This is a genomic window from Nocardiopsis sp. RV163 (assembly GCF_001029525.1).
Classification (GTDB): Bacteria; Actinomycetota; Actinomycetes; order Streptosporangiales; family Streptosporangiaceae; genus Nocardiopsis; species Nocardiopsis dassonvillei.
In genome coordinates this window covers 21,497-46,166 of record NZ_LEKI01000017.1, presented here as the reverse complement: position 1 = coordinate 46,166, position 24,670 = coordinate 21,497, and the positions used below count along the sequence as shown (strand labels likewise).

Below are 24,670 nucleotides of genomic sequence, written 5' to 3'. Positions count from 1 at the left end.
GGACGCGGATTCGGACCGGCCGCGGGCCCCGTGGGCACAGGGGGCGGCGGTCAGGGCCGGGAGCGCTTTCCGGTGATGTCGGTGACGTCCAGCGGCGGCAGCCCCGCGGCCGAGGCCAGCAGCGCCGTCCACGCCTGGACGTGTCCGGACAGGTCGTCGGATTCCGGTGTCCAGGAGGCGCGCATCTCCACCTCGGTGGTGGCGCCCTGGTCTGCCTTGGTGCCGAAGCCCTCGGTGGTGGCACGGGTGACCGTGCCGCTCAGCGTGTGGTGCGTGGCGCCGCACGCGTCCAGGGCGTCGGTCAGCCAGCTCCAGGCGACCGGTCCGAGCAGGGGGTCGGTCGCGATCTCCGACTCCAGTTCGGAGTTGGCCTGGCAGACCACCCGGAAGGGCCCCGGCCAGTCGCGGGTGCCCTCGGGGTCGTACAGGACGATGAGTCTGCCCCAGGCGACCTCCTCTCCGTGGACGGTCACCTCGGCCGAGACCGCGGCGGAGTGCGGGGCCAGCCGCTGGGGGGCGGGGATCTCCCGGACGGTGATCTCGGGTCGCAGGAGGGGTGAGCGCAGGGCCTCGACCGCTCGCCGGAACGTCTCGTGTGCGTCCTCGGCGCTACCGACATCGGGCATGGTGGGAACGTCAGCCTTCATTCTGGGGTGATCACGTCTGGGCGGGGGCGTGTGGACGTGCTCCGCCTCTTCCGCCGGAGGCGGAACGGTGGGCACGTCGAAAACCGTGGCATGAGTCACGGGCCGCGAGTCGGAGTTCGCCCGGCGTGTCGGCGTTTTGTGATGATCTTGGGACCGGCCGGTCGCCGCCTGCGCCGGTTCGCGCCCTCCCCGGTCCCCGTCGCCGACGCGCACGGGCGCGTACGGGTTCGGCGATCCGAGTGGGAGCACCGGGCGGGGCATGGCACGATCGAGGGGTGACCCTGCAAGATTCTCCTTTCCTCCGCGCTTGCCGGCGCCTTCCCGTGGCCCACACCCCGGTGTGGTTCATGCGCCAGGCGGGACGCTCCCTGCCCGAGTACCGACGGGTCCGCGCCGACGTGCCGATGCTTGAGGCCTGCGCGCGCCCCGACATGATCACCGAGATCACGATGCAGCCGGTGCGCCGCTACGACGTCGACGCCGCGATCTTCTTCAGCGACATCGTCGTGCCGCTCAAGGCCATCGGCATCGACCTCGACATCAAGCCCGGCGTCGGCCCGGTGGTCGCCGACCCGATCCGCGACGCGACCGGCGTCAAGCGGCTGCGCGAGCTCGAACCCGGCGACGTGCCCTACATCACCGAGGCCGTGGGCCAACTGGTCGGCGAGCTGGGCGACAAGCCCCTCATCGGTTTCGCGGGCGCGCCGTTCACCCTGGCCTCGTACCTCATCGAGGGCGGCCCCTCCAAGAACCACGAGCACACCAAGGCGCTCATGTACGGCGAGCCCGAGCTGTGGGACGAGCTGATGCGCCGCCTGGCCACCATCGCCCTGGGCTTCCTGCGCACCCAGATCGAGGCGGGAGCCAGCGCCGTCCAGCTCTTCGACTCCTGGGTGGGCGCCCTGAGCGCGGAGGACTACCGCGCCTCGGTGCTGCCCTACACCTCGTGGATCTTCGGTCAGCTCGCCCGGCACGAGGTGCCGCGCATCCACTTCGGCGTGGGCACCGGCGAACTGCTCAGCCTGCTCAGCGAGGCCGGGGCCGACGTCGTGGGCGTGGACTGGCGGGTGCCGCTGGACAAGGCTGTCCAGCGCGTCCAGCCCGGCACCGCCCTCCAGGGCAACCTCGACCCGGCCACCCTGTTCGCGCCCTGGGAGGTCGTCGCCGAGCGCACCCGCGACATCCTGTCCCGGGGCCGCGCCGCCGACGGCCACGTCTTCAACCTGGGCCACGGCGTGCTGCCCAGCACCGACCCGGACATGCTCCAGCGGCTCACCGAGTTCGTGCACGAGGAGACCGCCGTCTAGGCGGTGCTTCCTTGGGGCCTGTGCTTCGCTTCGGTCCGTGTTCGGGCGCCCGGAGCACGGGAACCTTCGGTGTCTTCGGTGGGACGGCTCGTGCCCGCACCGCCGCCCGCCACCACCCTCAACCGGCGCCTGCGGCGCAGGCCTCCTCGAAGTCTCACCTTCGACACCTGCGGAACCCCGCGGGCACCCGAACCGGCCCCAGGGGCTGAGGCCGGTTCGAAGACGGACCCCGGGCCCGCCCGGCCCCGACACGCGGGGACGGGCGCCGTGGGCCCGTGTTCACTCCCCGTCCCCGGGCGGCCTCCCGCCGGGCCCGGAGGACGCGCCGGGGTCCTGGCCCTTCGCGCCGTCGTCGGCGGAGCCGCCGGAGGCCGGGGGGCCTGGCTCGGCGCCCACCGGGGCGGCACCCTCCGCGGAGCCGGTTCCGGTCCCGCCCGCGGCGGGGGCGCCGTTCGCGGACGCACGCCGACGCGAGCGGTACCACCACAGCGGCGCCGCGCCCAGCACGGCGGCCACCACAAGGAACGGCAGTAGCCAGCCCGCGGCCACGGCCACGCCCCGGCCGAGGGTCACCAGGGCGCGCCAGCCGCGCTCCAGGCCGCCGAGGAACCCGATGGAGTCCTCCGAGGGCTCCTCCAGGTAGGTCTCCGGGGGCAGCAGGGTCAGGTTCACCGTCGAGTACGCCGTCTGGTCGCGCAGCGTCTCCAGCCGCGCCTGGAAGGCCTCCAGCTCCGCCTGGCGGTTCTGGATCTCGCCCTCCACCCGCAGCAGCTCGTCGACGTTCTCGGCCTCTTCCAGGTAGCCGCGCAGCGTCTCCAGGGCGGTCTCGGAGGACTCGACGCGGCTCTCGACGTCGGCCACCTCCTCGGTGACGTCCTGCACCGACCGCTCCAGGTCGGAGCGGTCGCCCAACAGCGACAGGTCCTCCAGGGCGCCCTCGTATTCCTCACCAGGGATGCGCAGCGTCAGCGACCCCTCGGGGGGACCGCCCTGAGGGGTGGACACCCGCTCCGAGGCGACGTAGCCGCCCGCGTCGAGGGTCAGCTCCTTGGCGAGCCCGACCGCCTCGGACACGTCCTCGACCCGTACCGCCAGGTCGGCGGTGTGGACCAGTTCCCGGTCGCCGATCTCCACCTCGGAGCCGACGGCCGAGCCGCCGCCCTCCTCGGCGGCCCCCTGCGGGCCCGTCTGCTCCTCGGGCAGGGCCCGGCCGCCGGACTCGGGGGCCACGGCAGCGGACTCGTTGACGGCCCCGGCGCCGCCGTCGGACACGGGGGAGGCGCAGGACGTGGCCAGCAGGGCCGCCAGGCCCGCGGAGAGCACGGTCCCGGCGACACGCCGGGGCGTGGGGAGGGCTGAGGTAACCATGCCCGCTTCGACGTACTCCGCCGCGCGCCCGTTGCGGCGCAGCGGTAACGACCGCGCAACGGCGGCGTGCGGCGGCGGGGCCGCCCCGGACCCCGGAGCGCCGCACGCGGACCCGCCGCGGGCGCGACGCGAATCACGGGGCGCCGCGGGGGAAGGCGGATCACGGTGACCCAGGTCATCTGGGAAGCTGGGGGTATGCCTGAAGCACCGCACGTCGTCGTGGTCGGGGGCGGGGTCTCCGGACTCACCGCCGCGCACCGCCTCCGTGGCCTGGGCGCCGCCGTCACCGTGGTGGAGGCCTCCGAGGCCCCCGGGGGCAAGCTGCGCGCCTCACCGGTGGCGGGGGTATCCGTGGACGCGGGTGCCGAGGCGGTGCTCGCCCGCCGCCCCGAGGCGCTGGAGCTGTTCTCCGAGCTGGGCCTGGACGAGCTGGTGGTGCACCCCGGGCCCGGCGCCGCCGCCGTCTACAGCCGCGGACGGGTGCGCCCCCTGCCCAAGGGGCAGCTCATGGGAGTGCCCGGCGACCTGCGCGCGCTCGCCCGCAGCGGGGTGCTCTCCGGGGCCGGCACCCTGCGGGCCGGACTCGACCTCGTCCTCCCGCGCACACCGGTGCGCGGCGACGTGTCCGTCGCCGACTACGTCGGGGCCCGTATGGGCCCGGAGGTCGTCGACCGCCTCGTCGAGCCCCTCCTGGGCGGCGTGTACGCGGGCCGCGCCGACCGGCTCTCCCTGGAGTCCACGCTGCCGCAGATCGCGCCCATGGCCCGCCGCGACCGCTCCCTGATGCACGCCGTGCGCACCAGCCTGCGCGGCCGGGGAGCGGCGCCTACCAAGGCCGGGCCGGTGTTCGCCTCCCTGCGCGGCGGCGTGGCCGGTCTCGTCGGCGCGCTCGCCGAGCGCCACGCCGACAGCCTGCGCGTGGGCTCGCGGGTGCGCGCCCTGGAGCGCCTGCCCGAGGGCTGGGGGGTGCGCCTGGGCGGCGACGAACGCATCGCCTGCGACGGGGTCCTGCTCGCCTGCCCCGCACCCGAGGCGGCCCGCCTGCTCGCCGAGCACGCCCCCGGCGCCTCCCGCGACCTCGGCGGCGTCGAGTACGCCAGCATGGCCCTGGTGACCATGGCCCTGCCCGCCTCCGCCTTCCCCGAGCCGCTCACCGGCACGGGCTTCCTCGTCCCGGCGGGGGAGGGGCTAACCGTCAAGGCCGCCACCTTCTCCAGCAACAAGTGGCCCTGGATCGCCGAGGAGCTGGCCGCGGCCAACCCCGGCGACGACCTGGTGGTGCTGCGCTGCTCCATCGGGCGCTTCGGCGAGGAGCGGGTCCTGGAGCGCTCCGACGAGGAGCTGACCGAGGCCGCCGTGCGCGACCTGACCACGGTCACCGGCATGGCCGGGGCGCCGGTGCAGACCCGGGTCACCCGGTGGAACGACGGCCTTCCCCAGTACGCCGTCGGCCACGCCTCCCTCGTCGAGCGCGTGCGAGCCGACGTCGCCCGCAGCCCCGGCCTGGGGGTGTGCGGCGCGGTCTACGGCGGCGTGGGCGTCCCCGCCTGCGTCGCCGACGCCCGCCGACAGGCGGACCTCCTGGCGGGCGCCCTCACGACCAACAGCCCCACCAGCGGCGACGAGGCCGCCGGAACGAACCAGCAAGGAGTCAACCCGTGACGGGCCAGCACAACCAAGCCGTCGATCAGGACGGCAACGACCTCAACTCCCTCATCCGCTACACCATGTGGTCGGTCTTCAAGGTCGAGGCCCTGGACGGGATCGACCGCGCCGCCGCGGCCGAAGAACTGGCCGCGCTCCTGGACAAGGCCGCCGAGCAGGGTGTGACCACCCGCGGCAGCTACGACGTCCAGGGCTTCCGCGCCGACGCCGACATCATGTTCTGGTGGGTGGCCGACTCCTCCGAGCAGGTCCAGGACATCTACACGGCCTTCCGCCGCACGCGGATCGGCCGGGTGAGCACCCCGGTGTGGTCTGTCGTGGGCCTGCACCGCCCCGCCGAGTTCAACCGCGGCCACGTGCCGGCCTTCATGGCGGGGGAGGAGCCGCGCGAGCACCTGTGCGTGTACCCGTTCGTGCGCTCCTACGAGTGGTACCTGCTGCCCGACGACGAACGCCGCGCGATGCTCGCCGAGCACGGACGCATGGCCGCCCCCTACCCGGACGTGCGCGCCAACACGGTGTCCTCGTTCGGGCTCAACGACTACGAGTGGCTGCTCGCCTTCGAGGCCGACGACCTGCACCGCATCGTGGACCTGATGCGCCACCTGCGCGGCGCCAAGGCCCGCCTGCACACCCGCGAGGAGGTGCCGTTCTACACCGGTCGCCGCAAGAGCGTCGCCGAGCTGGTCGAGTCCCTGCCGTAGTCCTTTGGGCCTCCGCTCCGCTTCGGTCCGTGTCCGGGCGCCCGGGGTAGGGGAACCTTCGGCGTCTGCGGCGGGGTCGCCACCTCCGGAACCCCGCGGGCGCCCGGACCGGCCCGCACAGGCCGGGGCCCGCCCGGAACAGTCGCTGGGCGGGCCCGGCCACGGCGCGATCGGGGGCGCCCCGGGGAAGGAACTCCTTCCCCGGGGCGCCCCCGATCGTTCGCGTCAGTCCTGCGCCGCGGCGGCCCGCCGCACGGCCAGGACGTAGAACGGGATGGTGACGATGAAGCCCAGCACGGCGGCGCTCATCAGGTAGATGAGCGTCTGCCCCGCGGGCAGGCCCATGCCCCACGCGGCCATGAGGGCGACCCCGACGGCCAGGATGCCCAGCACCGCGTGGGCCTTGCGCCCGCGCGGCTTGGGGTACTCCATCCGGCTCACCATCAGCCAGGAGATGAGCAGCACCGCCGTCACCCCCGCGATCAGCGGCGGGTCCAGCAGGACCACCGTCACCACGGCCATGGCGCCGAAAGGGCACGGCAGCCCGGTGAAGTAACTGGAGCCCGGGGCTTGGCAGGAGAACCGGGCCAGGCGCACGATGACCGCGAGCAGCACGGCGCCGCCCGCCGCGACCGGCAGCAGGTCCGGGCCCCCGGTCCGCATGCCCCACACGACGAAGAAGAACGCGGGCGCGAACCCGAAGCTGATCACGTCGGCCAGGTTGTCCAGCTCCGCGCCCATGCCGCTGCCGCCCAGTTTGCGGGCGACCCGGCCGTCGAGCACGTCCAGGGCGGCCGCGACCAGCAGCAGGCCCACGACCGTGGCCATGGCCGTGCGCGGCAGCGGTCCGGCGATCCCGGCCGCCTCCTGCGCGGACTGGGCCACCACCAGTGCCCACACCGCCAGGAAGCCGCACAGGGCGTTGCCGAGCGTCAGGTAGTCGGCCACGCCCAGGCGCAGCCTGGGAGCCTCCTGCGGAACGGGGGAGGCGGCCCCGTCGGCCGCCAGGACGTTCTCAGCCGGCGTCAAGGCGGGTTTCTCCGGCACGGACCTTCTGGCCGACCTCCACCGCCGGGGCGATCCCGGCCGGAAGGTAGACGTCGACCCTGGACCCGAACCGGATGAGACCGATCCTCTCCCCTTGCTCGACCTTCTGCCCCGCAGCGAGATACGGGACGATACGCCTGACCATCGCGCCGGCGATTTGAACGACCGTGATCGCACCGATCTCGGTTTCAAAGGTCCAGATGACGCGCTCATTACGCTCGCTGTCCTTGTCGAATGCGGGGCGGAAGCCGCCGGGTCGGTGCTCGACGCCCGTGACCACGCCGGCGAGGGGGGCACGGTTGACGTGCACGTTGAGGGGGTTCATGAACACCGCGACCCTGGTCCGCCCGTCGGGCTGGGGGTCGAGGCTCTGCACGACGCCGTCCGCCGCGGACAGCACCCGGCCGGTCGCGGGGCCGCGCTCGGGGTCGCGGAAGAACCAGGTCATCCCCGCCGCGAGCGCCACCACCGGGACGGCGAGGGCCGTGCGGGCCCGCGAGCCCCGTGCGGCCAGGACTGCGGCTCCGGCGGCCCCCAGTGCGGGCAGCAGCCACGGGGCCGAACCCTGTGCCATGCCCAGGCGCGGGCGTGCCGCGGGGCGGTGGGAGGCGGATGAGAATGGTGAGTCGTCGGTCATCGAGCGCTTTCGTCGCGGGTCTGTCGGTTCGCCCGCACATCGGTTGCCGCTGCGGGGGTCGGCCCGGGGCTCCCGGGCCGGCTGGCGGAGGGTTCGGATGTGACCGGCCCTGCGCGCCGCGCCCCGCGGGCCGTCGGGGGTCCGGCCGTTGGTGCGCTGGATGCGATTATTCCTGATTCCGCCGAGGACGGGTCGCGGGTGCGCGCCGCCGTCCCCGGGCTGTCCCGGCCCCGCCGTCCGGCACCAGGATCGTACGGCAACCTACTCGGTCGGCTCCAGGGTGAGGGCCACGGAGTTGATGCAGTACCGGTCGTCGGTGGGGGTGGCGTACCCCTCGCCGTGGAAGACGTGGCCCAGGTGCGAGTCGCACGCGGCGCACCGCACCTCGGTGCGCACCATGCCCAGGGAGCGGTCCTCGTGCAGCACCACCGCGTCGGAGTCGGCCGGGTCGTAGAAGCTGGGCCATCCGCAGTGGGACTCGAACTTCTCGCCGGAACGGAACAGTTCGGCGCCGCAGCCGCGGCAGCGGTAGACCCCGGCCGTCGTGGTGTCCACGTACTCCCCGGTCCACGGACGCTCGGTGGCGGCCTGGCGCAGTACCGCGTACTCCTGGGAGTTGAGCCGTTCGCGCCATTCCTGGTCGGTCCGTGGGATGTCCTTGGGCCCGCTGCCGTTGTCCTGGGCCTGGTCCGCTGAGTCAGCCATGGGACGACGCTACCCCGAATCGGCTCCGGATGCCGCCTCAGCACCCTTCGTGCCGAAAATACTCACATATGACATTTGGGACAGGAAAGCCGTCCCAAACAGCCAGATCCTCCTAACTTCCGCCTATACGACGTTCGGTAGCCAAAGGTAAGGGTACGGCTGTAGCCAGGGTCAGTGGTCGAACGGTGCACTTGAGGCAGGTGACATGGCCGTTACAACGCATCAGGCACTCGGAGTGAGCAGGCGACCGCTGCGCGTGGGCAGGATTCGATACGGACTGTGGTGGCTCGACCAGACCACCGCGGGAGCGCGGTCCCTGATGAGGACCGTCGCGGACGGAGCGGCCGCCACCGGCCGTGAGCTTCTCTGGGCCGCCGAGCTCAGCGTTCGCTCCACGGTCGTGCGGGCCGCCCGCGCCCGGCCCGAACCCTGGAGCGAGCGCACACTGCTGTTCGCCGCCGCGGCCGTGGCCGTGTGCGCGCTGGCGGTCGCTCTCGTCCTGGGGTTCGGCGTGGCGCGGTGGGCCATGACCGCGTCGGACTCCCTGCCCTACGCCGCCGCCGGTGCGCTGGCGGTGGGACTCGTCCTCCTGCCGTTGGCGTACCTGGTGTTCGCCTCCAGACGAGGCGGTCGCTGAAGTCGGTTCGACGGGGGAGGGGCGCCGGAGCGGCGGCCCTCCCCCGTTTTCGGGGGCTCGGGGGCGCGCGGCGCGGCCCCGGGGGCGGGCGGTCCGTGCGGGCGGGGACGAAGACCCGGCTCAGGCGTCGAAGTCGTACCGCAGCACGTAGGCGGAGCCGTCCATGGTTATCTCGTTGAACTCCACCGGCCGGTGGTCGGCGGTCAGCGCGGTGCGCGCCACCTCCAGCACCGGGGTCCCGGGTGCGAGTTCCAGTACCTCGTTCTCCTCGGGGGCGGGCATGCGCACCCGGATCTCCTCGGTGAAGTGCGCCGGGGCGTGCCCCAGTTCGGCCAGGCGCGCGTAGATGCCCCCCGGCCCGCTGTCGTAGTCGCGCACGCGCCGGGCCGACGGCTCCCCGCCGTCCCCCAGCACGGCCAGGGGCACGTGCGAGACGGCCTGCTGCACCGGACGGCCGTCCACGAGGTAGCGGCGCGAGCGCCGCACCACCCCGTCCCCCTCGGCCAGACCCAGCGCGCGCGCCACGTGCGCGGCGGGCGTCGACTCGTCCACCCGCAGGCTGTCCACCTCGTACCCGCGGTCCTCGCTGTCGACCTGCCAGATCGCGCGCCCGCCGCCCCACAGGTCCTGGGACAACCGCCGGGCGCCGTGTCTTCGCAGGGGCCGGAACAGGCGGACGTAGATGCCCGAGCCGCGCACGGCCACGGCCAGGCCCTCGTTGATCAGTACGGAGAGCGCCTGCCTCGCGGTGGCCCGTGCGACGCCGTGGCGTTCCATGAGGGTGTTCTCCCCGGGCAGGCGGTCGCCGTCGGCGTACCGTCCGGAGCGGATCTGTTCGCGTAGTTCCTCGGCTATTCCGCGATAGACAGGAGGGGATCCGTTTTCGGACGTCGGCACCACGTTCATCCTCTCGGCCGGGGGGCCAAGCCGGTAAGCCCCGTCAATGCGGTGTGTCCTGGGTCCAGCAGTGGTGTTTCCAATGGAGGGCACACCTCGGGTATGTCCGGTTGCGGGATGGTTCATGCGTGTTTGTGAGGCGGCCGAAATCGAGCGGTTACCCGTGTGTCCTCCGCGCACGCCCTATTCCCTGACGTAACGCGCGAACAGGCTCCCCTCCGCCTCCAGCAGGTGCGCCATCCGCACGGGCGTGCTCCGCGCGCCGACGGCGGGCTCCGGCGCTCCGGGAGACCCCGGACCCCCCGCCACGATGCGCGGCGGCCCCGCACCCAGCAGGTGCGGGCTCAGGGTCAGGCACAGTTCGTCCAGCAGCCCCGCCGCGACCAACTCCGCCAACAGGTGCGGGCCGCCCTCTGTCAGCACGCGGTGCAGCCCGCGCTCGGCCAGGGCGTCCACGATGTGCGCGGGCGTCACCGAGTCCCCCTCGACCACCACCAGGTCGGCGCGTGCGGCCACCTCGCGCCGCCGGTCCGCGGGGGCGCCGCCCGTGGTGAACACCAGGGTGCGCGCGTGCGGCGGCGCCTCGGTGAGCAGTTCGGCGGGCAGGTCGAGGGAGCGGGAGACCACCGCCACGGCCGGTGTCCGCGTCCGCCCCTCGCGCAGCCCCTCCCACGCCCTGCGGGCCCGGACCGGCCCGTACCCCTCCACACGCGCCGTGGCCGCGCCCACCAGCACCACGTCGCACAGGGCGCGCAGCACGCCCATGATCCTTCGGTCGGGCGCCGAGGACAGGTCCCTGCTGCGCCCCGAGGGACCCACGGCGCCTCCGTCGGCGCTGGCCACCATGTTGGCGCGCACCCAGGGGCGGTCCAGGTCGGCGGGGTATGCGTAGGCGGCGGCCGGGTCCGCGTCCGCACCGCCGGGGACGGGCAGCAGTTGCCGGAACGCGATGGCGGCGGCGGAGGCGTCCGCGCCGGTGTGTGTACTCGACATGGTCACCCAGAGTAGGCGGTGGCTCGGGGCACCCCGAGGAGGGGGGCGCGAACCCCCCTGCCCAGCCTTTTTCATCCAGCGTCTCCGACGCGCCGTGCCACCGCCAGAGCGAACCCCGTCCTGTGGACGACCGGGAGGCTACGGGCCCCGGCCGCTCCCACCGGGGAGCCTCCGGGGCCCGTGCGCCCGAACCCCTCAGGACCGGGGGGACAGCGTGTGCTTGTGCGACACCCGGCGCAGCAGCAGCAGCGCCCGGTCGATCACCCGCACCGGACCGGAGGCCGCCACGAACGGCCGCCCCTCCACGTCGGGCTCGGCGGTGTCCAGCACGGTCTCCCAGGCCATGCCGTACTCGGTGCCCGGAACGGTGAAGTCCACCGTCTCCGGGCCGCTGTTGAGCAGCAGCAGGAACGAACTGTCCCGGGTCCGCCGACCGCGCGGATCGGGCTCGGTGATGGCGTCCCCGTTGAGGAACACGCCCAGGGCCTGGCCCGTTGAGTTCCAGTCGTCGCCGGTCATCTTCTTTCCGTTCGGGCGCAGCCACACGATGTCGGGCAGCCCCCTCTTCCCGGCCTTGGCACCGCCCACCGGGCTGCCCCGGAAGAACCGGCGGCGCCGGAACACCGGGTGGTCGCGGCGCAGCCGCGCCAGCCCGCGCACGTAGTCCAGCAGGTCGTTGTCGGGCTCCTCTTCCTCGCCGAGCCCGGCGCCCTTCCAGTCGATCCAGGCGATCTCGTTGTCCTGGCAGTAGGCGTTGTTGTTGCCGTTCTGGGTGCGTCCGACCTCGTCACCGTGGGAGAGCATCACCACCCCCTGCGACAGGTACAGGGTGGTGAGGAAGTTGCGCACCTGGCGGCGGCGCAGCGTGATGATCTCGGGGTCCTCGGTGGGCCCCTCCACACCGTGGTTCCAGGACCGGTTGTCGTCGGTGCCGTCCCGGTTGTCCTCGCCGTTGGCCTCGTTGTGCTTGCGGTCGTAGGACACCAGATCGGCCATGGTGAAGCCGTCGTGGCAGGTGATGAAGTTGATGGAGGCCACCGGGCGGCGGCCGTCGTCCTGGTAGAGGTCGCTGGACCCGGCCAGGCGCGAGGCCAGCTCGCCCACCACGGGCTCTCCCCGCCAGTAGTCGCGCACGGTGTCGCGGTACTTGCCGTTCCACTCGGTCCACAGCGGCGGGAAGTTGCCCACCTGGTAGCCGCCCGGGCCCACGTCCCAGGGTTCGGCGATCAGCTTGACCTGCGAGATCACCGGATCCTGCTGGACGATGTCGAAGAACGTGCTCAGCCGGTCCACGTCGTGGAACTCGCGGGCCAGGGCCGAGGCGAGGTCGAAGCGGAACCCGTCCACGTGCATCTCCAGGACCCAGTACCGCAGCGAGTCCATGATCAGCTGCAACGAGTGCGGATGGCGCACGTTCAGGCTGTTGCCGCAGCCGGTGTAGTCGAGGTAGTAGCGCTGGTCCTCGTCGCTGACCCGGTAGTAGCTGAGGTTGTCGATGCCGCGCAGCGACAGCGTGGGCCCCATGTGGTCTCCCTCGGCGGTGTGGTTGTACACCACGTCGAGCAGCACCTCGATGCCCGCCTCGTGCAGCGACTTGACCATCGCCTTGAACTCCTGCACCTGCTGCCCGCGCGAGCCTCGCGCCGCGTACCCGCTGTGCGGGGCCAGGAAGGCCAGGGTGTTGTACCCCCAGTAGTTGGTCAGCCCCCGCGCCACCATGGCGTGCTCGGGCACGAAGTGGTGCACGGGCATGAGCTCGACAGCCGTCACCCCCAGCGAGGTGAGGTAGTCGATCATCACCGGGTGGGCCAGCCCCGAGTAGGTGCCCCGCTGGTGTTCGGGTATGCCCGGGTGGCGCATGGTGAGCCCGCGTACGTGCGCCTCGTAGATCACCGTGCGGTGGTAGGGCGTACGGGGCCGGGACTCGTTGCCCCAGTCGAAGAACGGGCTGACCACCACGCACTTGGGCACGTAGGGCGCGCTGTCCTTGGTGTTCTTGCGCTCCGGCGCGGCGAAGTGGTAGCTGAACAGGGATTCGTGCCAGGTGAGGTTGCCGTTCAGCGCTTTCGCGTAGGGGTCGGTGAGCAGTTTGTTCGGATTGCACCGCAGCCCCTGCTCCGGGGCGTAGGGCCCGTGGACGCGGTACCCGTACTGCTGTCCCGGCCCTACGCCGGGAAGGTAACCGTGCCAGACGAAACCGTCGTACTCGGTCAGCGGTATACGCGTCTCCTCGCCGTCGTCCTCGAACAGGCACAGGTCCACCTGTTCGGCGGCCTCGGAGAACAGGGAGAAATTGGTGCCGGACCCGTCGTAGGTCGCACCGAGCGGATAGGAGCTACCTGGCCAGACTTCCACCATAGGCGTCGTCAGTCTCTTGGTTTCGGGGCCTTCGGAAGGGGCGCTCGGGGCCCGCGCGCCTCCGGCCTCCCCGGAGGGCCTGCGCGGGCCCGCTCCCCGTCCGAAAGCAGGCGGTCGTGGTCTGTGACGACTTCTTTGTTCCGCTCCGGACGCCTAAGTATGCCGAACTGGCCGATGATCATTCAGCGGCCGTCCCTCTTGCGAGTTTTTGTGGTAATTATCAGGTTTAAGGGTGGTAATCGTTTTTTATGGGGTTAAGAAATTGTGTCCGTTTGCTTTCGGCGCGCTTCGGGTTCCCGTCGTGTCCAGCGCTTTCCGGGGCCGGTGGGGCCGGTGCCGTGCAGGGGAGCACGGACCCGTCCCACACCGGCGCTCGCCGCACCCGCGGCAGAGCGCTCCCGGACCCCCGTGCGGAGGAGGGCGGCGCGCCCCCGGCCCTCTCCGCGTGCCGGGGGGCCACCGGCTTCACCGGCTCGGGCGGGCCCGGTCCAGGATCAGCTCGGTGTCCACCCCTCTGGGCAGGGTGCCGAACACGTGGCCCCACTCGCCACCCAGGCGCGAGGCGGTGAACGCCTCGGCGACAGGGGTGGGCGCGTGGCGCAGCAGCACCGACGCCTGCAGGATCAGCGCCATCAGCTCCACCACCGTCCGCGCCCGGTACTGCGCCTCCTCCGGGTCACCCAGGGCCCGCTCCAACCGCTTGACCGCCGCGTCGTAGTGGTCGTCCACACCCGCGGCCGCGCGCAGCTCCGACAGGAAGGCCTCCAGCGACTCGGGGCTGCGTCCCATCGCGCGCAGCACGTCCAGCGCCGCCACGTTGCCCGAGCCCTCCCAGACGGAGTTGAGCGGGGAGTCCCGGAACAGCCTGGGCATCCCCGACTCCTCCACGTACCCGTTGCCGCCCAGGCACTCCAGCGCCTCGGCTGCGTGCGCGGGCTGTCGCTTGGCCACCCAGAACTTGCCCACGGCCACCCCCAGGCGGCGGAAGGCCGCCTCGGCCTCGTCCCCGCGCACCGCGCGGTCAACGGCACCGGCCAGACGGGTCATCAGGGCCGTCGCCGCCTCCGACTCCAGCGCCAGGTCGGCGAGCACGTTGCGCATCAGCGGCTGCTCGGCCAGGACCCCGCCGAAGGCGCTGCGGTGCTCGGCGTGGTGCAGGGCGTGCACCACCGCTGCGCGCATGCCCGCTGCCGAGCCGATCACGCAGTCCAGCCGGGTGCTGTTGACCATTTCGATGATGGTGGGCACGCCCCTGCCCGCCTCGCCGACCAGCTGGGCGACGGCGCCGTCGTACTCCAGCTCCGCCGACGCGTTGGAGCGGTTGCCCAGCTTGTCCTTGAGCCGCTGGAGGCGCAGCGAGTTGCGGCCGCCGTCCTCCAGCACCCGGGGCACCAGGAAGCAGCTCAACCCCTCGGGCGCCTGCGCCAGCGTGAGGAAGAAGTCGCTCATCGGCGCCGAGGTGAACCACTTGTGCCCGGTCAGCACGTGGTGCCCCTCGGCGGTGGGGACCGCTCGGGTGGTGTTGGCGCGCACGTCCGAGCCGCCCTGCTTCTCGGTCATCGACATGCCCGCGAGGAGCCCGCGCTTGGTGTGCGGCGCCCGCAGCCCGAAGTCGTATGCGGGCGCGGTGAGCAGCGGCTCGTACCGCCGCGCCAGCTCGGGGGAGTGGCGCAGGGCCGGTACCGCCGCGTAGGTCATCGACACCGGGCACCCGTGGCCCGCCTCGGGCTGGGACCACAGGAAGAACTTGGCGGCGCGCGCCACGTGCGCGCCCGGGCGCCCGTCGGCCCACGGCGCGGCGTGCATGCCGTGCTCCACCGCCTGGTCCACGAGCACGTGGTAGGCGGGCTGGTAGTCGACCTCGTCCACACGGTGGCCGTAGCGGTCGTGGGTACGCAGCACCGGCGGGTAGGCGTTGGCGGACTCGCCCCAGGCGCGGACCCGCTCCGAACCGGCCGCGTCGCCGACCTCGCGCACCTCGGCCTCGGCCCATCCGGCGCCCTCGCGTCGCAGGCCCTCCAGGAGCGCCGGGTCCTCCGCCGCCGCGTAGTCGCCGAGCGGGGGCGCCTGGTTGAACACCTCGTGTGTGGGGGGCACGGCGGCCACCTCTTTTCTTTGCTGGTCGGGGGCGGTCGGAGTGCGGGAATCCTATCCCCGGACAGGACACCGAACAGAACCGGGTTCGGTCACGGCCAGAGCAGGCCGCGTTCCCAGGGCGCGTCCGCGTCCGGGCGGGCGTAGCGCAGGCGCGTGTGGCGGCGGTCCCGGTCGGCCTGCCAGAACTCCACCTCGTCCGGGCGGACCAGGTACAGGCCCCAGTCCTCGGGAACCAGCTCCGGATCGCGCTCCAGCCGCTCCCGGCTCTCCCGTGCCACGCGGTCCACGTCCGCGAGGTCCTCCAGGGGCTCGCTCTGTCTGCCGTGCAGACCGGCCACCCGCGACTCCAGCGGCCGTGCCAGGTAGTCGGCGGCGCACCGCTCCGGGGCGGCCAGCTCCGCCCGCCCGCGCACCCGCACCTGACGGCCCCGCCCGATCCAGTGGAACAGCAGCGCCACCGCGGGGTTGCGGGCCAGCTCCCGCCCCTTGCGCGAGCCGGTCGTGGTGGCGAACCACCAGCCCTCGGGCGTGAAGTCCTTCATGATGACCACGCGGGCCGACGGAGCCCCCGTCTCGTCCACGGTCGTGACCGTCATCGCGTGCGGCTCGGCCACACCGCTCTCGACCGCCTCGGAGAACCACTCCAGGAACAGCTCCGCCGGGTCCTCCGGCGCCGCCGCGGGGTCGAACTCCGGCAGCGCCCCCGAGAACACCGGCAGCCCCCGCAACAGGTCCCGGACACCGCCGCGCACCACACTCCGTCCCTCCGACACGGACACCCCCGCGATTCCTCGATCGGTCGGCGCGCGTTCGCAGCGCCCACCTTCGATTCTTCTGGGGCGCGGCCGCGCGGACAAGCCTCTTCCCGCGGTTGTGGACGACTACGGGCGGCCCGCCCAGCGGACCGCCCGTTCGCTCCTCCGTTTCGCGCCCTGTTCCCCGCCGCCCGCCCTAGCGGAAGCTGGTCGCGCGCCCCGACGCCACCGCGGCGTCGTAGCGGTCCAGCACCACCCCCGCCATCTCGGGCGCGTCCCCCAGCGCCTCGGACACCGCGTACGCACCCGCCTCAAGCGACCGGGCGCGCACCCGGTCGGCGAAGAACCCCGGCGCCAGCAGGTAGGTGGCCACGGCCACCCGCGTCGCCCCCCGCTCGCGCAGGGCGGCCACCGCCTCACCCGGACCGGGGGAGGCCGCGGACGCGTAGGCCGCCACGACCTCCCGCCAGGGGCCGCGCCCGGCCAGCTCGGCGGCCATCGCCGCCACGGTCGCGTTCGCCCCGGGGTCGCTGGAACCGGCCGAGGCAAGCACCAGGGCCGTGCCGGGGTCGGGGCGCACCCCCGCCTCGTCCAGGCGCCGCTCCACCGCCTCCGTCAGCAGCGGGTGCGGGCCCAGGGTGTCGGCGTAGCGCACCCGCAGCCACGGGCTGCGCCCGCGCGCGTCCGCCAGCACCTTCGGCAGGTCCACCTTGCTGTGGTAGGCCGCCGTCAGCAGCGTCGGCAGCACCACCGCCTCACCCGCCCCGCGCACGGCCAGCTCCTCCAGAGCGTCCCGCGCGGAGGGCGCCGCGTGGTCCAGGTAGGACACGCGCACGTCGAGCCCCGGCCGCAGCGAACGAACCCGCTCGAACACCGCCGACACGGCCCGCGCCGACCTCGGGTCCGCGCTGCCGTGCGCCACGGCCAGCAGGGGCAAGCCCCCGTCCCGGCCTCCGCCGCCGCGCGCCCCGGTTCCGCCCACCGTCATGGTCGTCCTCCTCGCCTCCGAACACCGCCCGAACGCGGCGGAGCCGTGGCGGGACCGCGCGGCCCCGCCGCCGCGTGCGCGCTCAAACGTGGATTCCGCACTCTGTCTTGCCCGTGCCGGACCACCGGCCGCTGCGCGGGTCCTCACCCGGGGCCACCCGCCGCGTGCACGGCTCGCAGCCGATCGAGGGGTAGCCGTCGTACTGGAGCGGGTTCACGATGACACCGTTCTCGGCCATGTAGGCGTCCACCCGGTCCTGGGTCCACCGTGCGATCGGGTTGACCTTGGTCATCCGCCTGCGCCGGTCCCACTGCACGATCGGGGTGTCGCGGCGGGTCGCAGAGTCCTCCCGGCGCAGGCCGGTCAGCCACGCGGCGTAGGGCTCCAGGGCCCGCTGGAGCGGCTCCACCTTGCGCAGGTGGCAGCAGATACCGGGGTCGCGCCCGTGCAGGCGCGGGCCCAGCGCCAGGTCCTGCTCGGCCACCGTGCGGGCGGGCTCGACGTTGACGAGGTTGATGTCGTACACGGAGGCCACGGCGTCACGCGTGCCGATGGTCTCGGGGAAGTGGTAGCCGGTGTCGAGGAAGACGACGTCGATCCCCGGCACCGTCCTGGAGACCAGGTCGACCATGAGCGCGTCGGCCATGGACGAGGTCATGCACAGCCGGTCGCCGAAGGTCTCGGAGGCCCAGGAGATGATCTCCTCGGCGGAGGCCTCCTCCAGGTCGCGTGCGGCCCGCTCGGCGAGCTCGGGACCGCCCACGGGGGTGATGGTGGTGGAGTTCATGAGTTCCCTTCCGTCGGTCTGGAGGGGGCGCCTCCCGCGGAGAAGGACGCGGAGCGCAACCCGACGTACTTGACCCGGAACACCCGGGCGCAGGACAGGCAGGCCCAGGGGTAGCCCTCCCCCTTGACGGCGGCGCCCTCCTCCGGCACGAGGTCCTCGTCGCCGCAGTAGGGGCAGTAGTGGGGTGCGGCCCTCTCGGACACGGCGCACCTCTTCCTCTCGCTCGGGTCTTCCAGGTCGTTTCGCGGCGGCGGGCCGGTCCGCACGCGGACCGGCCCCGGTGCCGCGGCCGGGTGCCGCGGCGCTCCCGACCGCCCGGACGAACTACTTCAGGTCGGCGTCCTCGGCCCGGCCGACCCAGGAGGCGAACGACTCGCCGTCCTTCTTCTGGTCCCGGAACCGGCGCACGACCCGCTCGACGTAGTCGGGCAGTTCGTCGGCGGTGGCCTTGAGTCCGCGGATCTTCTTGCCGAAGGACTGCGTCAGCCCCATGCCGCCGCCCAGATGGATCTGGTAGCCCTCGACCTGCTCGCCCTCGGAGTCCATGACGAGCTGGCCCTTGAGGCCGATGTCGGCGACCTGGATGCGCGCGCACGAGTTCGGGCAGCCGTTGACGTTGATGGTCAGCGGCTCCTCGAAGTCGGGCAGCCGCTTCTCCAGCTCGTCGATCAGGGTGGCCGCGCGGTCCTTGGTCTCCACGATCGCCAGCTTGCAGAACTCGATGCCGGTGCAGGCCATCGTCTGGCGGCGGAACACGCTCGGGTTGACCTGGAGGCCCTCCGCCTCCAGGGCGGAGGTGATCGAGGCGATCCGGTCCTCCTCCACGTCGAGGATGACCAGCTTCTGGTCGGCGGTGGTGCGCACGCGGTCCGAACCGTGCTCCTCGGCGATGTCGGCGACGCGCAGCAGCGCGGTGCCCGACACCCGGCCCACCTTGGGCGCGAAGCCCACGTAGAACCTGCCGTCCTTCTGGCGGTGCACGCCCACGTGGTCGCGGCGCAGGCCCGAGTCCAGTTCGACGGCGGGGCCGTCGGGCAGGGCGTAGCCCAGGTACTCCTTCTCCAGGACGTCGCGGAACTTCTGCGCGCCCCAGTCCTTGATGAGGAACTTGATCCGGGCGCGGGTGCGCAGGCGCCGGTAGCCGTAGTCGCGGAAGATCCCGCAGACCCCGGCCCACACCTCGCTCACCTGGTCCGGGCGCACGAACGTACCCAGACGCTGGGCGAACATCGGGTTCGTGGACAGGCCGCCGCCGACGAACAGGTCGTAGCCCGCCTCGCCCGCCTCGTCGCGCACACCCGCGAACGCCACGTCGTTGATCTCGTGGTTGACGCAGTGCACCGTGCACCCCGACACCGAGGTCTTGAACTTGCGAGGCAGGTTGGAGTACAGCTCGCTGCCGATGTGGTCGTCGTAGATCTCGCGGATCGCGGGACCCGCGTCGATGACCTCCTCCTCGGCGACCCCCGCCAGCGGACAGCCCAGGATGACGCGCGGGGTGTCGCCGCAGGCCTCCATGGTGGACAGGCCCACCGACTCCAGCTTCTCCCAGATCGCCGGGACGTCCTCCACCCGGATCCAGTGGTACTGGACGTTCTGGCGGTCGGTGATGTCGGCGGTGTCGCGCCCGTAGTCGCGGGAGATCTCGGCGACGGCGCGCAGTTGGGCGACCGTCAACTGGCCCCCGTCGATGCGCACCCGCAGCATGAAGTAGCGGTCGTCGAGCTCCTCGGGCTCCAGGACGGCGGTCTTGCCGCCGTCGATGCCCGGCGCGCGCTGGGTGTAGAGCCCGAACCAGCGGAACCGTCCGCGCAGGTCGGCGGGGTCGATCGAGTCGAACCCGCCCTTGGAGTAGATGTTGATGATCCGATCGCGGACGTTGAGCCCGTCGTCGTTCTTCTTGTTCTCCTCGTTCTTGTTCAGCGGCTCGTGGTAGCCGAGGGCCCACTGGCCCTCACCACGGCGGCGCCGCGGCTTGGCCGCGGTCGCTGTCCTGCCGGGCTGCGCGGAAGAGGGAGGCATCGCGGGTGTCTCCGATGAGGTGTCGCGGAGTGCTCACAGCCCCGGCGCCCGCACCGCATGCCCGCGTCGCGCGCACATCGTCGTGCTGGCGATCGGGTGGGATCCGCGTGTGGGAAGAGGAGAGAAGGCAGGGCGCCGGTGCCGCGCGCACCCCTGGGGTGCGTCAAAGGGCGGTGAGATTAACCGACGCTGCAACAGATGGCGCTGCCGACCCGCAGGAAGTCCACGTGACGGCGCACGTAGAGCATGGGGTCCAGAGCAGCGATCATGTAATGAGAATGTCACGGGCGTCGACGCTTTGTCCAGGCGGGGTCTGACCGCCCCGGAGTGAGTCACGTCACTCGGTGCGCGCGCCCGTGGCGCGGGGCGGCTCCCTGAGGAGCGCTAACGTTTCCTTCGTGGCGGGTTTCTGGGAGCGGCTGTGGTACGCCGTGGACGGGTGGCTGAGACGTCGTGCCCGCCTGCGCAGCGGAATGCTCCTCGTCATGCGCACGGTCCGGGCCTTCGCCCGCGACCGGGTCGTCGGGTTGGCCGCCGAGTCGGCCTTCTTCACCCTCATCTCCCTGCCCGCGCTCATGCTGGGACTCCTGGGCGCACTGGGCCCGCTGACCGTCGTGCTCGGCGAGGACTTCGTCGAGGAGATCCGGCTGTGGATCCTCGACCTCACCGCGCGGGTGCTGACCCCGGACACGGTGGACAGCGTGGTCGAGCCGCTCGTGGACGACTTCCTCGGGGGAGTGCCGGGCGGAGTCCTGTCGGTGACGTTCCTGGTGTCGCTGTGGTCGGGGTCGCGGGCGATGAACGTCTTCATCCGCTCGATCACGATCTCCTACGGCCTGGACGAACTGCGCGGCTGGGTGCGCCAGCGGGTCCTGGCCTTCGTCGCCTACCTGGGCGGGCTGCTGTTCGCCATCCTCCTGCTGCCGGTCCTGGTGGCCGGGCCGGACCTGGTCAACCGGCTGCTGCCGATGACCGTGGGGCGGCTCAACCTGTTCTACTGGCCGACCGTCGCCCTGCTCGCCGTCGCCGCGGTAACCCTGCTGTACGCCCTGAGCGTGCCGGTGCGGACCCCGCTGTGGCGTCACCTGCCGGGGGCGCTGCTGGCCGCGCTGGTGCTGATCACGGGCTCTGTGGTGCTGCGGGTCTACCTGGACGCCTCCTTCGGGCAGGTGACCATCTACGGTTCCCTGGCCGCGCCGATCGCCATCCTGGCCTGGCTGTTCGTGATGGCGATCGCCGTGCTGGTGGGGTCGTCCTTCAACGCCGAGATCGACGCGATGTGGCCCATGCCGCGCACGGCCGCCGCCCGGGCGGAGATCGCCAACCGGGACTTCGAGCGGGCCAACCGGCTCGTCCAGCGGCGGGAGCAGGCGTTCATCGACGCGATCGTGGAGACCAACGGACACTGACCGGTTCCGGTCGTCCTTCGGTGTCCGAAAAGCCCGGAAACTGCTGGCGCGCCGGTAGTTTTGTCGTGCCGACGGGCGGGAGGCCGCGATCCCGCCGCACCCGAGCCCGGACGGCGCCGCCCGTGAGAGGCCGCCCCCCATGACCGTTCCCCCGCCGGACGCCGTTCCCCCCACGGACGAGGACGATCGGGACTCCGTGCCCGTCACCGTCGAGACCGTGCTCGGCGGATCGAAGACCATGTTCTACACCTCGTTCGGCCTGCCCGTACTCATGCTCACGCACACCCTGCACGCGTACCTGAGCGGCGGCAACGAGATCTACCTCGGGCTCTTCGTCATGATGCTGTCGGTCGTGGCCCTGACGCCCCTCCTGTACATGCGCTCCCTCCCGGGGATGATCGAACGGCGGCGGCAGCCGGTGAAGTCGCCGCTGATGGAGGCCATCCTGCTCGGCGCACTGTGGGCCGCTGGCGCGGCCTATCTCGTCGTCGCGGTCGGGGACTACCTCTACGGGGTGCTCCCGTGGTCCCTGCTGGCGCTGAACCTGGTCGCCCTCGTCCCACCGGCCCTGGGCACGGAGGCCTTCGTGCGCGAACGGCGGTGGCGGTCGTGAGGGCGTCGTTCCTAATGGTCCAAGGTGCAGGGCTCGGCCTGATGGCGTGCATCGCGATCGCCGGACGGGCGGGGCTCACCAACACCCCCGTCCCCTTCACGGCCGAACCCGACGCCGCGGTCCACTTCACGATCGAACCGGCCGGTCCGGACCGCCGGGCCGACGCCGACAGGCGCTCCCGCCCCGGCGAGTACTTCCGCCTCGTCCGGGTCCCGCCCTGGTGAGGCCCTGAGCTGCCACGCGTGCGCCCGGTGGGAACCAGGTGGCCAGATCCGGCCATTTTCGGTGTGAACTAAATTTCTTCCCCAGGTGTCCACTCCATGGTGACGGCGATGCCCACGGCACCAGCCACATCCCATGTTCGGTTGATTCTCCAGGTCACGGAGGGGAGGGCGGGACAACTGCCCCAGGTGCGCCGGTCCGTGCGCGCAGTCTCGGCGCATGGCCGGAATAGGCGTGACGATTGACGATCAGTATGATCTCGTGCAGCACTGACTACGCGTGCGTCGGCACCGTCTCCAGGTAGTCCCCGGCCGCGAGCCACCGTCATCGCTGACCTAGGTCCCCGTACCCCCGTACACGAACAGGTCCACGTTCCCCATGCCTTCGGAGGCACCATGAGCCGGGAGTCCCGCCCGGGGCAGTCCCGGCCCACCGCCGTCATCGTCATCGCGCCCGACGAACGCAGCGCCGAGATCCTCGTCGAGGGGCGTCGCCAAGTCGTCACGGGCCAGGCGCCCAAGGAGACGCGGCGCGCCGCTCTGGACGTCGCCACCGGCTACGCCGCCAGGATCGGCCAGCCGGTCCTCATCGACGCCCGGGACGCCAACGGCTACTGGCGTCTGGTCGCCACGCCCACGGGCGTGGTGCAGGCCGCCGACCAGGTCGTGGCCAGCCACGAGCCGCCGCCTCCTCCCGCCCCGGCCGACCCTCCCGCCAGCGGTGCCGAGACCGGCCCCCGAGCCGGTGCCCGGCCCGAGGCCAAGGCGAAGAGGAAGGGCGGCCGGACCCTCGTCATCGTGGGCGCCGCCGTACTCGCCCTGGTGCTGCTCGCCGGTGCGGGCGCCGCCGCCTGGCGATTCCTGCCCGGCCTCGGCGGGGGACCCGGGGGCGGTGTCGCCGCGGACGTGACCACACTCAACCACCCCGCGCCGCCCCACTTCTCCACGACCGTCGACTTCAGCGCGCAGGTCGCCCCGGGCACCCGGCCGGGGGTCGGCCGTGGGGGCGACCTGCTCGCCTACGTCGACCCCGAGCAGCGGCTCAACCTGCTCGACGCCGACGGTGAGCGCCTGTGGGCGGCCGACCTGCCCGTGGAGGCCACCGAGGCCCTCGGCGAACTCCGGATCCTGGAGTACGGCGGCGAGCAGGCCGTCGTCATGGAGACCGCCGGAACCCTGTGGTTCTGGCCCGTCGCCGGCGGCGATCCCACCGGTGTGGACCTCCCCGAGAACGCCTCCGTCCAGTACGTGGGCCGCTCCGTGCTCGTGCGCACCGAGGGCGAGGCCTTCGTGCCCGTCGGCGCTCAACTCCAGCCGGTTCCGCTCCCCGAGGGCTCCGCGCCCATGCTGGCCGACGGGCACGACGTCCTCGCCGCCGTGGTCAACGGACCCTGGACCTGGGTCAGCCCCGACGACAACCCCGTGCAGGTCACTGCCCAGAGGCCGGACGACGCGGGCGAGATGGAGGCAGTGCTCACCGCGCTGCGCGAGTACGTCGTCATCCGCTGGGAGCCCCTGCGGGGCGAGGGCACGGTCCTGGCCTTCCACGACACCCAGGACGGCAGCGTGGTCGGCAGCGCCCAGATCGACCCCGCTGACCTGGAGGACGTGCGCCACCGCTCGGAGGCCGTCGGCACCCGTCTGGTCGCCTACGGATCCGCGGTGATGAACCCCGAGAACGGCCGGACCGCCGTTGTCCCCGGCCTCAAGCCCCAGATCGCGGTCGGCTCCCTCGTCTTCGGCCAGATCGACGGCGCCTCGGTGGCCGTCGACGCCGAGGGCAGGGTCGAGGAGGCCGTGACCGATTCCGTCCCGCCCATCGGCCTGCTCGGCGAGCGGGCCGTCGTGGTCCACGAGGACCACCTCTATGCCATCCCCTCTGAATAGATCAGTACACGAGAAGAAGAAAGGAGTGGGATGACCCCCAAGAAGCGTGTTTTCACCGTGACCGCGGCCGGCCTGTTCATGGCCGGTTTCTCCGCGGGTCCGGCGTTCGCCGACACCCTGGACGCGACCGCGACCGAGGCAGTCCCCCAGGCCGCCGAGAGCACGGTCGTCAACCTCGCTGCCGAGGACGTCGCTTCGGCAGTCGACGCCCAGCCTCTGGACATCGACCTGCCCGTCCTCCCCGGTCCCGGTGACGGCGGCGAAGGCGGTGACCCCGGTCCCGGTGACCCGGGCCCCGGCGACCCCGGCCCCGGTGACCCGGGTGACGGCGGTGGCGACGACGGCGGCGACCCCGGTCCCGGCCCCGGTGACCCGGGTGACGGTGGCGGTGACGACGGCGGCGACCCCGGCCCCGGTGACCCGGGCGACGGCGGTGGCGACGACGGCAACCCCCCGGGCGACGGTGGCGGTGACGACGGCGGCAACCCCCCCGGTGACGGTGGCGGTGACGACGGCGGCAACCCCCCCGGTGACGGCGGTGGCGACGACGGCGGCAACCCCCCCGGTGACGGTGGCGGTGACGACGGCGGCAACCCCCCCGGTGACGGCGACGGCGGCACCGCTCCCGGTGACGGCGACGAGATCCAGGCCCCCGGTACCACCAACCCCGGTGGTTCCGCCCCCGAGGCCGCCGCTCCGGTGAGCGAGGGCAACGGCGACAGCGACGACGACGGTGACGAGACCCTCGCCACCACCGGCGTCGACATGCAGGGCTTCGTGCTCGGCGGCGCCGTGGTGACCGGCATCGGCGCTCTGGCCCTGTGGGCCGGGGCCCGCCGTCCGGCTCCGATCGCCTAACGGCGTCACCCCGCCGCACGGTCCCTGAGGCCGTACGGCGACGAGGGCCCCCGACCAGGTCGGGGGCC

24 protein-coding genes are annotated in these 24,670 nt (G+C 72.7%); 9 read left to right on the top strand and 15 right to left on the bottom strand.

The features are described from left to right. Nucleotides 1-50: 50 nt before the first annotated feature. Nucleotides 51-626: a DUF3000 domain-containing protein gene (locus tag ABD54_RS05500; protein WP_047868339.1), complete on the bottom strand. Its 576-nt coding sequence runs from the start codon at nucleotides 624-626 to the stop codon at nucleotides 51-53. A 302-nt stretch (nucleotides 627-928) separates the two neighbouring features. Here ABD54_RS05500 and hemE point away from each other — a divergent pair, with 302 nt between their 5' ends. Then, nucleotides 929-1,954: a uroporphyrinogen decarboxylase gene (gene hemE, locus ABD54_RS05495; RefSeq protein WP_082166700.1), complete on the top strand. Its 1,026-nt coding sequence runs from the start codon at nucleotides 929-931 to the stop codon at nucleotides 1,952-1,954. 279 nt (nucleotides 1,955-2,233) lie between these two features. Here the strand turns inward: hemE and ABD54_RS05490 are convergent, their stop codons facing one another. Next, nucleotides 2,234-3,322 (bottom strand): DUF4349 domain-containing protein, encoded by a 1,089-nt coding sequence (locus ABD54_RS05490; RefSeq protein ID WP_047868337.1) that lies wholly within the window; start codon nucleotides 3,320-3,322, stop codon nucleotides 2,234-2,236. 195 nt (nucleotides 3,323-3,517) lie between these two features. Between ABD54_RS05490 and hemG the strand changes: the two genes are divergently transcribed. Beyond that, nucleotides 3,518-4,984, top strand: coding sequence for a protoporphyrinogen oxidase (gene hemG / locus ABD54_RS05485; protein ID WP_047868336.1), 1,467 nt, complete (start codon nucleotides 3,518-3,520; stop codon nucleotides 4,982-4,984). Further along, nucleotides 4,981-5,691: a hydrogen peroxide-dependent heme synthase gene (gene hemQ, locus ABD54_RS05480; RefSeq protein WP_047868335.1), complete on the top strand. Its 711-nt coding sequence runs from the start codon at nucleotides 4,981-4,983 to the stop codon at nucleotides 5,689-5,691. Before hemG ends, hemQ begins: the two co-directional genes overlap by 4 nt. A 225-nt stretch (nucleotides 5,692-5,916) precedes the next feature. On the opposite strand, the gene ABD54_RS05475 is transcribed toward hemQ, so the two are convergent. The 3 genes from ABD54_RS05475 to msrB form a co-directional block, all read right to left on the bottom strand. Then, entirely contained in the window at nucleotides 5,917-6,720 is an 804-nt protein-coding gene (locus ABD54_RS05475; RefSeq protein WP_047868334.1) for a phosphatidylcholine/phosphatidylserine synthase, read from the bottom strand. Next, nucleotides 6,707-7,375 carry a phosphatidylserine decarboxylase gene (locus ABD54_RS05470; RefSeq protein WP_047868333.1) on the bottom strand — a complete coding sequence of 223 codons (669 nt, stop codon included), beginning with the start codon at nucleotides 7,373-7,375 and terminating at the stop codon, nucleotides 6,707-6,709. The genes ABD54_RS05475 and ABD54_RS05470 overlap by 14 nt, the downstream gene beginning before the upstream one ends. A 261-nt stretch (nucleotides 7,376-7,636) precedes the next feature. Beyond that, nucleotides 7,637-8,080, bottom strand: a complete 444-nt coding sequence (msrB, locus tag ABD54_RS05465; protein ID WP_047868332.1) for a peptide-methionine (R)-S-oxide reductase MsrB — start codon at nucleotides 8,078-8,080, stop codon at nucleotides 7,637-7,639. A 205-nt stretch (nucleotides 8,081-8,285) separates the two neighbouring features. On the opposite strand from msrB, the gene ABD54_RS05460 reads away from it, so the two are divergent. Further along, entirely contained in the window at nucleotides 8,286-8,717 is a 432-nt protein-coding gene (locus ABD54_RS05460) for a hypothetical protein (protein WP_200904045.1), read from the top strand. A 120-nt stretch (nucleotides 8,718-8,837) separates the two neighbouring features. Here the strand turns inward: ABD54_RS05460 and ABD54_RS05455 are convergent, their stop codons facing one another. From ABD54_RS05455 to ABD54_RS29465, 10 genes are all read right to left on the bottom strand, one after another. Further along, the gene (locus ABD54_RS05455) at nucleotides 8,838-9,623 is read right to left on the bottom strand and encodes a GntR family transcriptional regulator (RefSeq protein ID WP_047868330.1); all 786 of its coding nucleotides are present in this window, start codon (nucleotides 9,621-9,623) and stop codon (nucleotides 8,838-8,840) included. 174 nt (nucleotides 9,624-9,797) lie between these two features. Next, nucleotides 9,798-10,607, bottom strand: a complete 810-nt coding sequence (locus ABD54_RS05450; protein WP_047868329.1) for a dihydrofolate reductase family protein — start codon at nucleotides 10,605-10,607, stop codon at nucleotides 9,798-9,800. 195 nt (nucleotides 10,608-10,802) lie between these two features. Continuing rightward, a complete protein-coding gene (glgX, locus tag ABD54_RS05445; RefSeq protein ID WP_047868328.1) occupies nucleotides 10,803-12,965 on the bottom strand; it encodes a glycogen debranching protein GlgX in 2,163 nt (720 codons plus the stop codon). A gap of 465 nt (nucleotides 12,966-13,430) precedes the next feature. Further along, nucleotides 13,431-15,062: an acyl-CoA dehydrogenase family protein gene (locus tag ABD54_RS05440; protein ID WP_047868347.1), complete on the bottom strand. Its 1,632-nt coding sequence runs from the start codon at nucleotides 15,060-15,062 to the stop codon at nucleotides 13,431-13,433. Nucleotides 15,063-15,151: 89 nt separating this feature from the next. After that, nucleotides 15,152-15,841 carry a pyridoxal 5'-phosphate synthase gene (locus ABD54_RS05435; protein ID WP_047868327.1) on the bottom strand — a complete coding sequence of 230 codons (690 nt, stop codon included), beginning with the start codon at nucleotides 15,839-15,841 and terminating at the stop codon, nucleotides 15,152-15,154. Nucleotides 15,842-16,013: 172 nt separating this feature from the next. Further along, nucleotides 16,014-16,805 carry a sirohydrochlorin chelatase gene (locus ABD54_RS05430; protein ID WP_047868326.1) on the bottom strand — a complete coding sequence of 264 codons (792 nt, stop codon included), beginning with the start codon at nucleotides 16,803-16,805 and terminating at the stop codon, nucleotides 16,014-16,016. A gap of 82 nt (nucleotides 16,806-16,887) precedes the next feature. Beyond that, a complete protein-coding gene (locus ABD54_RS05425; RefSeq protein ID WP_047868325.1) occupies nucleotides 16,888-17,592 on the bottom strand; it encodes a phosphoadenylyl-sulfate reductase in 705 nt (234 codons plus the stop codon). Next, complete coding sequence (locus tag ABD54_RS05420) at nucleotides 17,589-17,795, bottom strand: hypothetical protein (protein ID WP_013153834.1); 207 nt, start codon at nucleotides 17,793-17,795, stop codon at nucleotides 17,589-17,591. Before ABD54_RS05420 ends, ABD54_RS05425 begins: the two co-directional genes overlap by 4 nt. A 121-nt stretch (nucleotides 17,796-17,916) precedes the next feature. Next, nucleotides 17,917-19,614, bottom strand: coding sequence for a nitrite/sulfite reductase (locus ABD54_RS05415; RefSeq protein ID WP_047868324.1), 1,698 nt, complete (start codon nucleotides 19,612-19,614; stop codon nucleotides 17,917-17,919). A gap of 179 nt (nucleotides 19,615-19,793) precedes the next feature. Next, complete coding sequence (locus ABD54_RS29465; RefSeq protein WP_017564358.1) at nucleotides 19,794-19,883, bottom strand: putative leader peptide; 90 nt, start codon at nucleotides 19,881-19,883, stop codon at nucleotides 19,794-19,796. Nucleotides 19,884-20,012: 129 nt separating this feature from the next. On the opposite strand from ABD54_RS29465, the gene ABD54_RS05410 reads away from it, so the two are divergent. The 5 genes from ABD54_RS05410 (at nucleotide 20,013) to ABD54_RS05390 (ending at nucleotide 24,602) form a co-directional block, all read left to right on the top strand. After that, the gene (locus ABD54_RS05410) at nucleotides 20,013-21,023 is read left to right on the top strand and encodes a YihY/virulence factor BrkB family protein (protein WP_047868323.1); all 1,011 of its coding nucleotides are present in this window, start codon (nucleotides 20,013-20,015) and stop codon (nucleotides 21,021-21,023) included. Between the two features lie 139 nt (nucleotides 21,024-21,162). Next, nucleotides 21,163-21,636 (top strand): hypothetical protein, encoded by a 474-nt coding sequence (locus ABD54_RS05405; protein ID WP_047868322.1) that lies wholly within the window; start codon nucleotides 21,163-21,165, stop codon nucleotides 21,634-21,636. Between the two features lie 41 nt (nucleotides 21,637-21,677). Next, nucleotides 21,678-21,860 (top strand): hypothetical protein, encoded by a 183-nt coding sequence (locus ABD54_RS05400; RefSeq protein ID WP_047868321.1) that lies wholly within the window; start codon nucleotides 21,678-21,680, stop codon nucleotides 21,858-21,860. A gap of 393 nt (nucleotides 21,861-22,253) precedes the next feature. After that, nucleotides 22,254-23,744: a hypothetical protein gene (locus tag ABD54_RS05395; protein WP_047868320.1), complete on the top strand. Its 1,491-nt coding sequence runs from the start codon at nucleotides 22,254-22,256 to the stop codon at nucleotides 23,742-23,744. 30 nt (nucleotides 23,745-23,774) lie between these two features. Then, entirely contained in the window at nucleotides 23,775-24,602 is an 828-nt protein-coding gene (locus ABD54_RS05390; protein ID WP_047868319.1) for a hypothetical protein, read from the top strand. The last annotated feature ends 68 nt before the right edge of the window (nucleotides 24,603-24,670 follow it).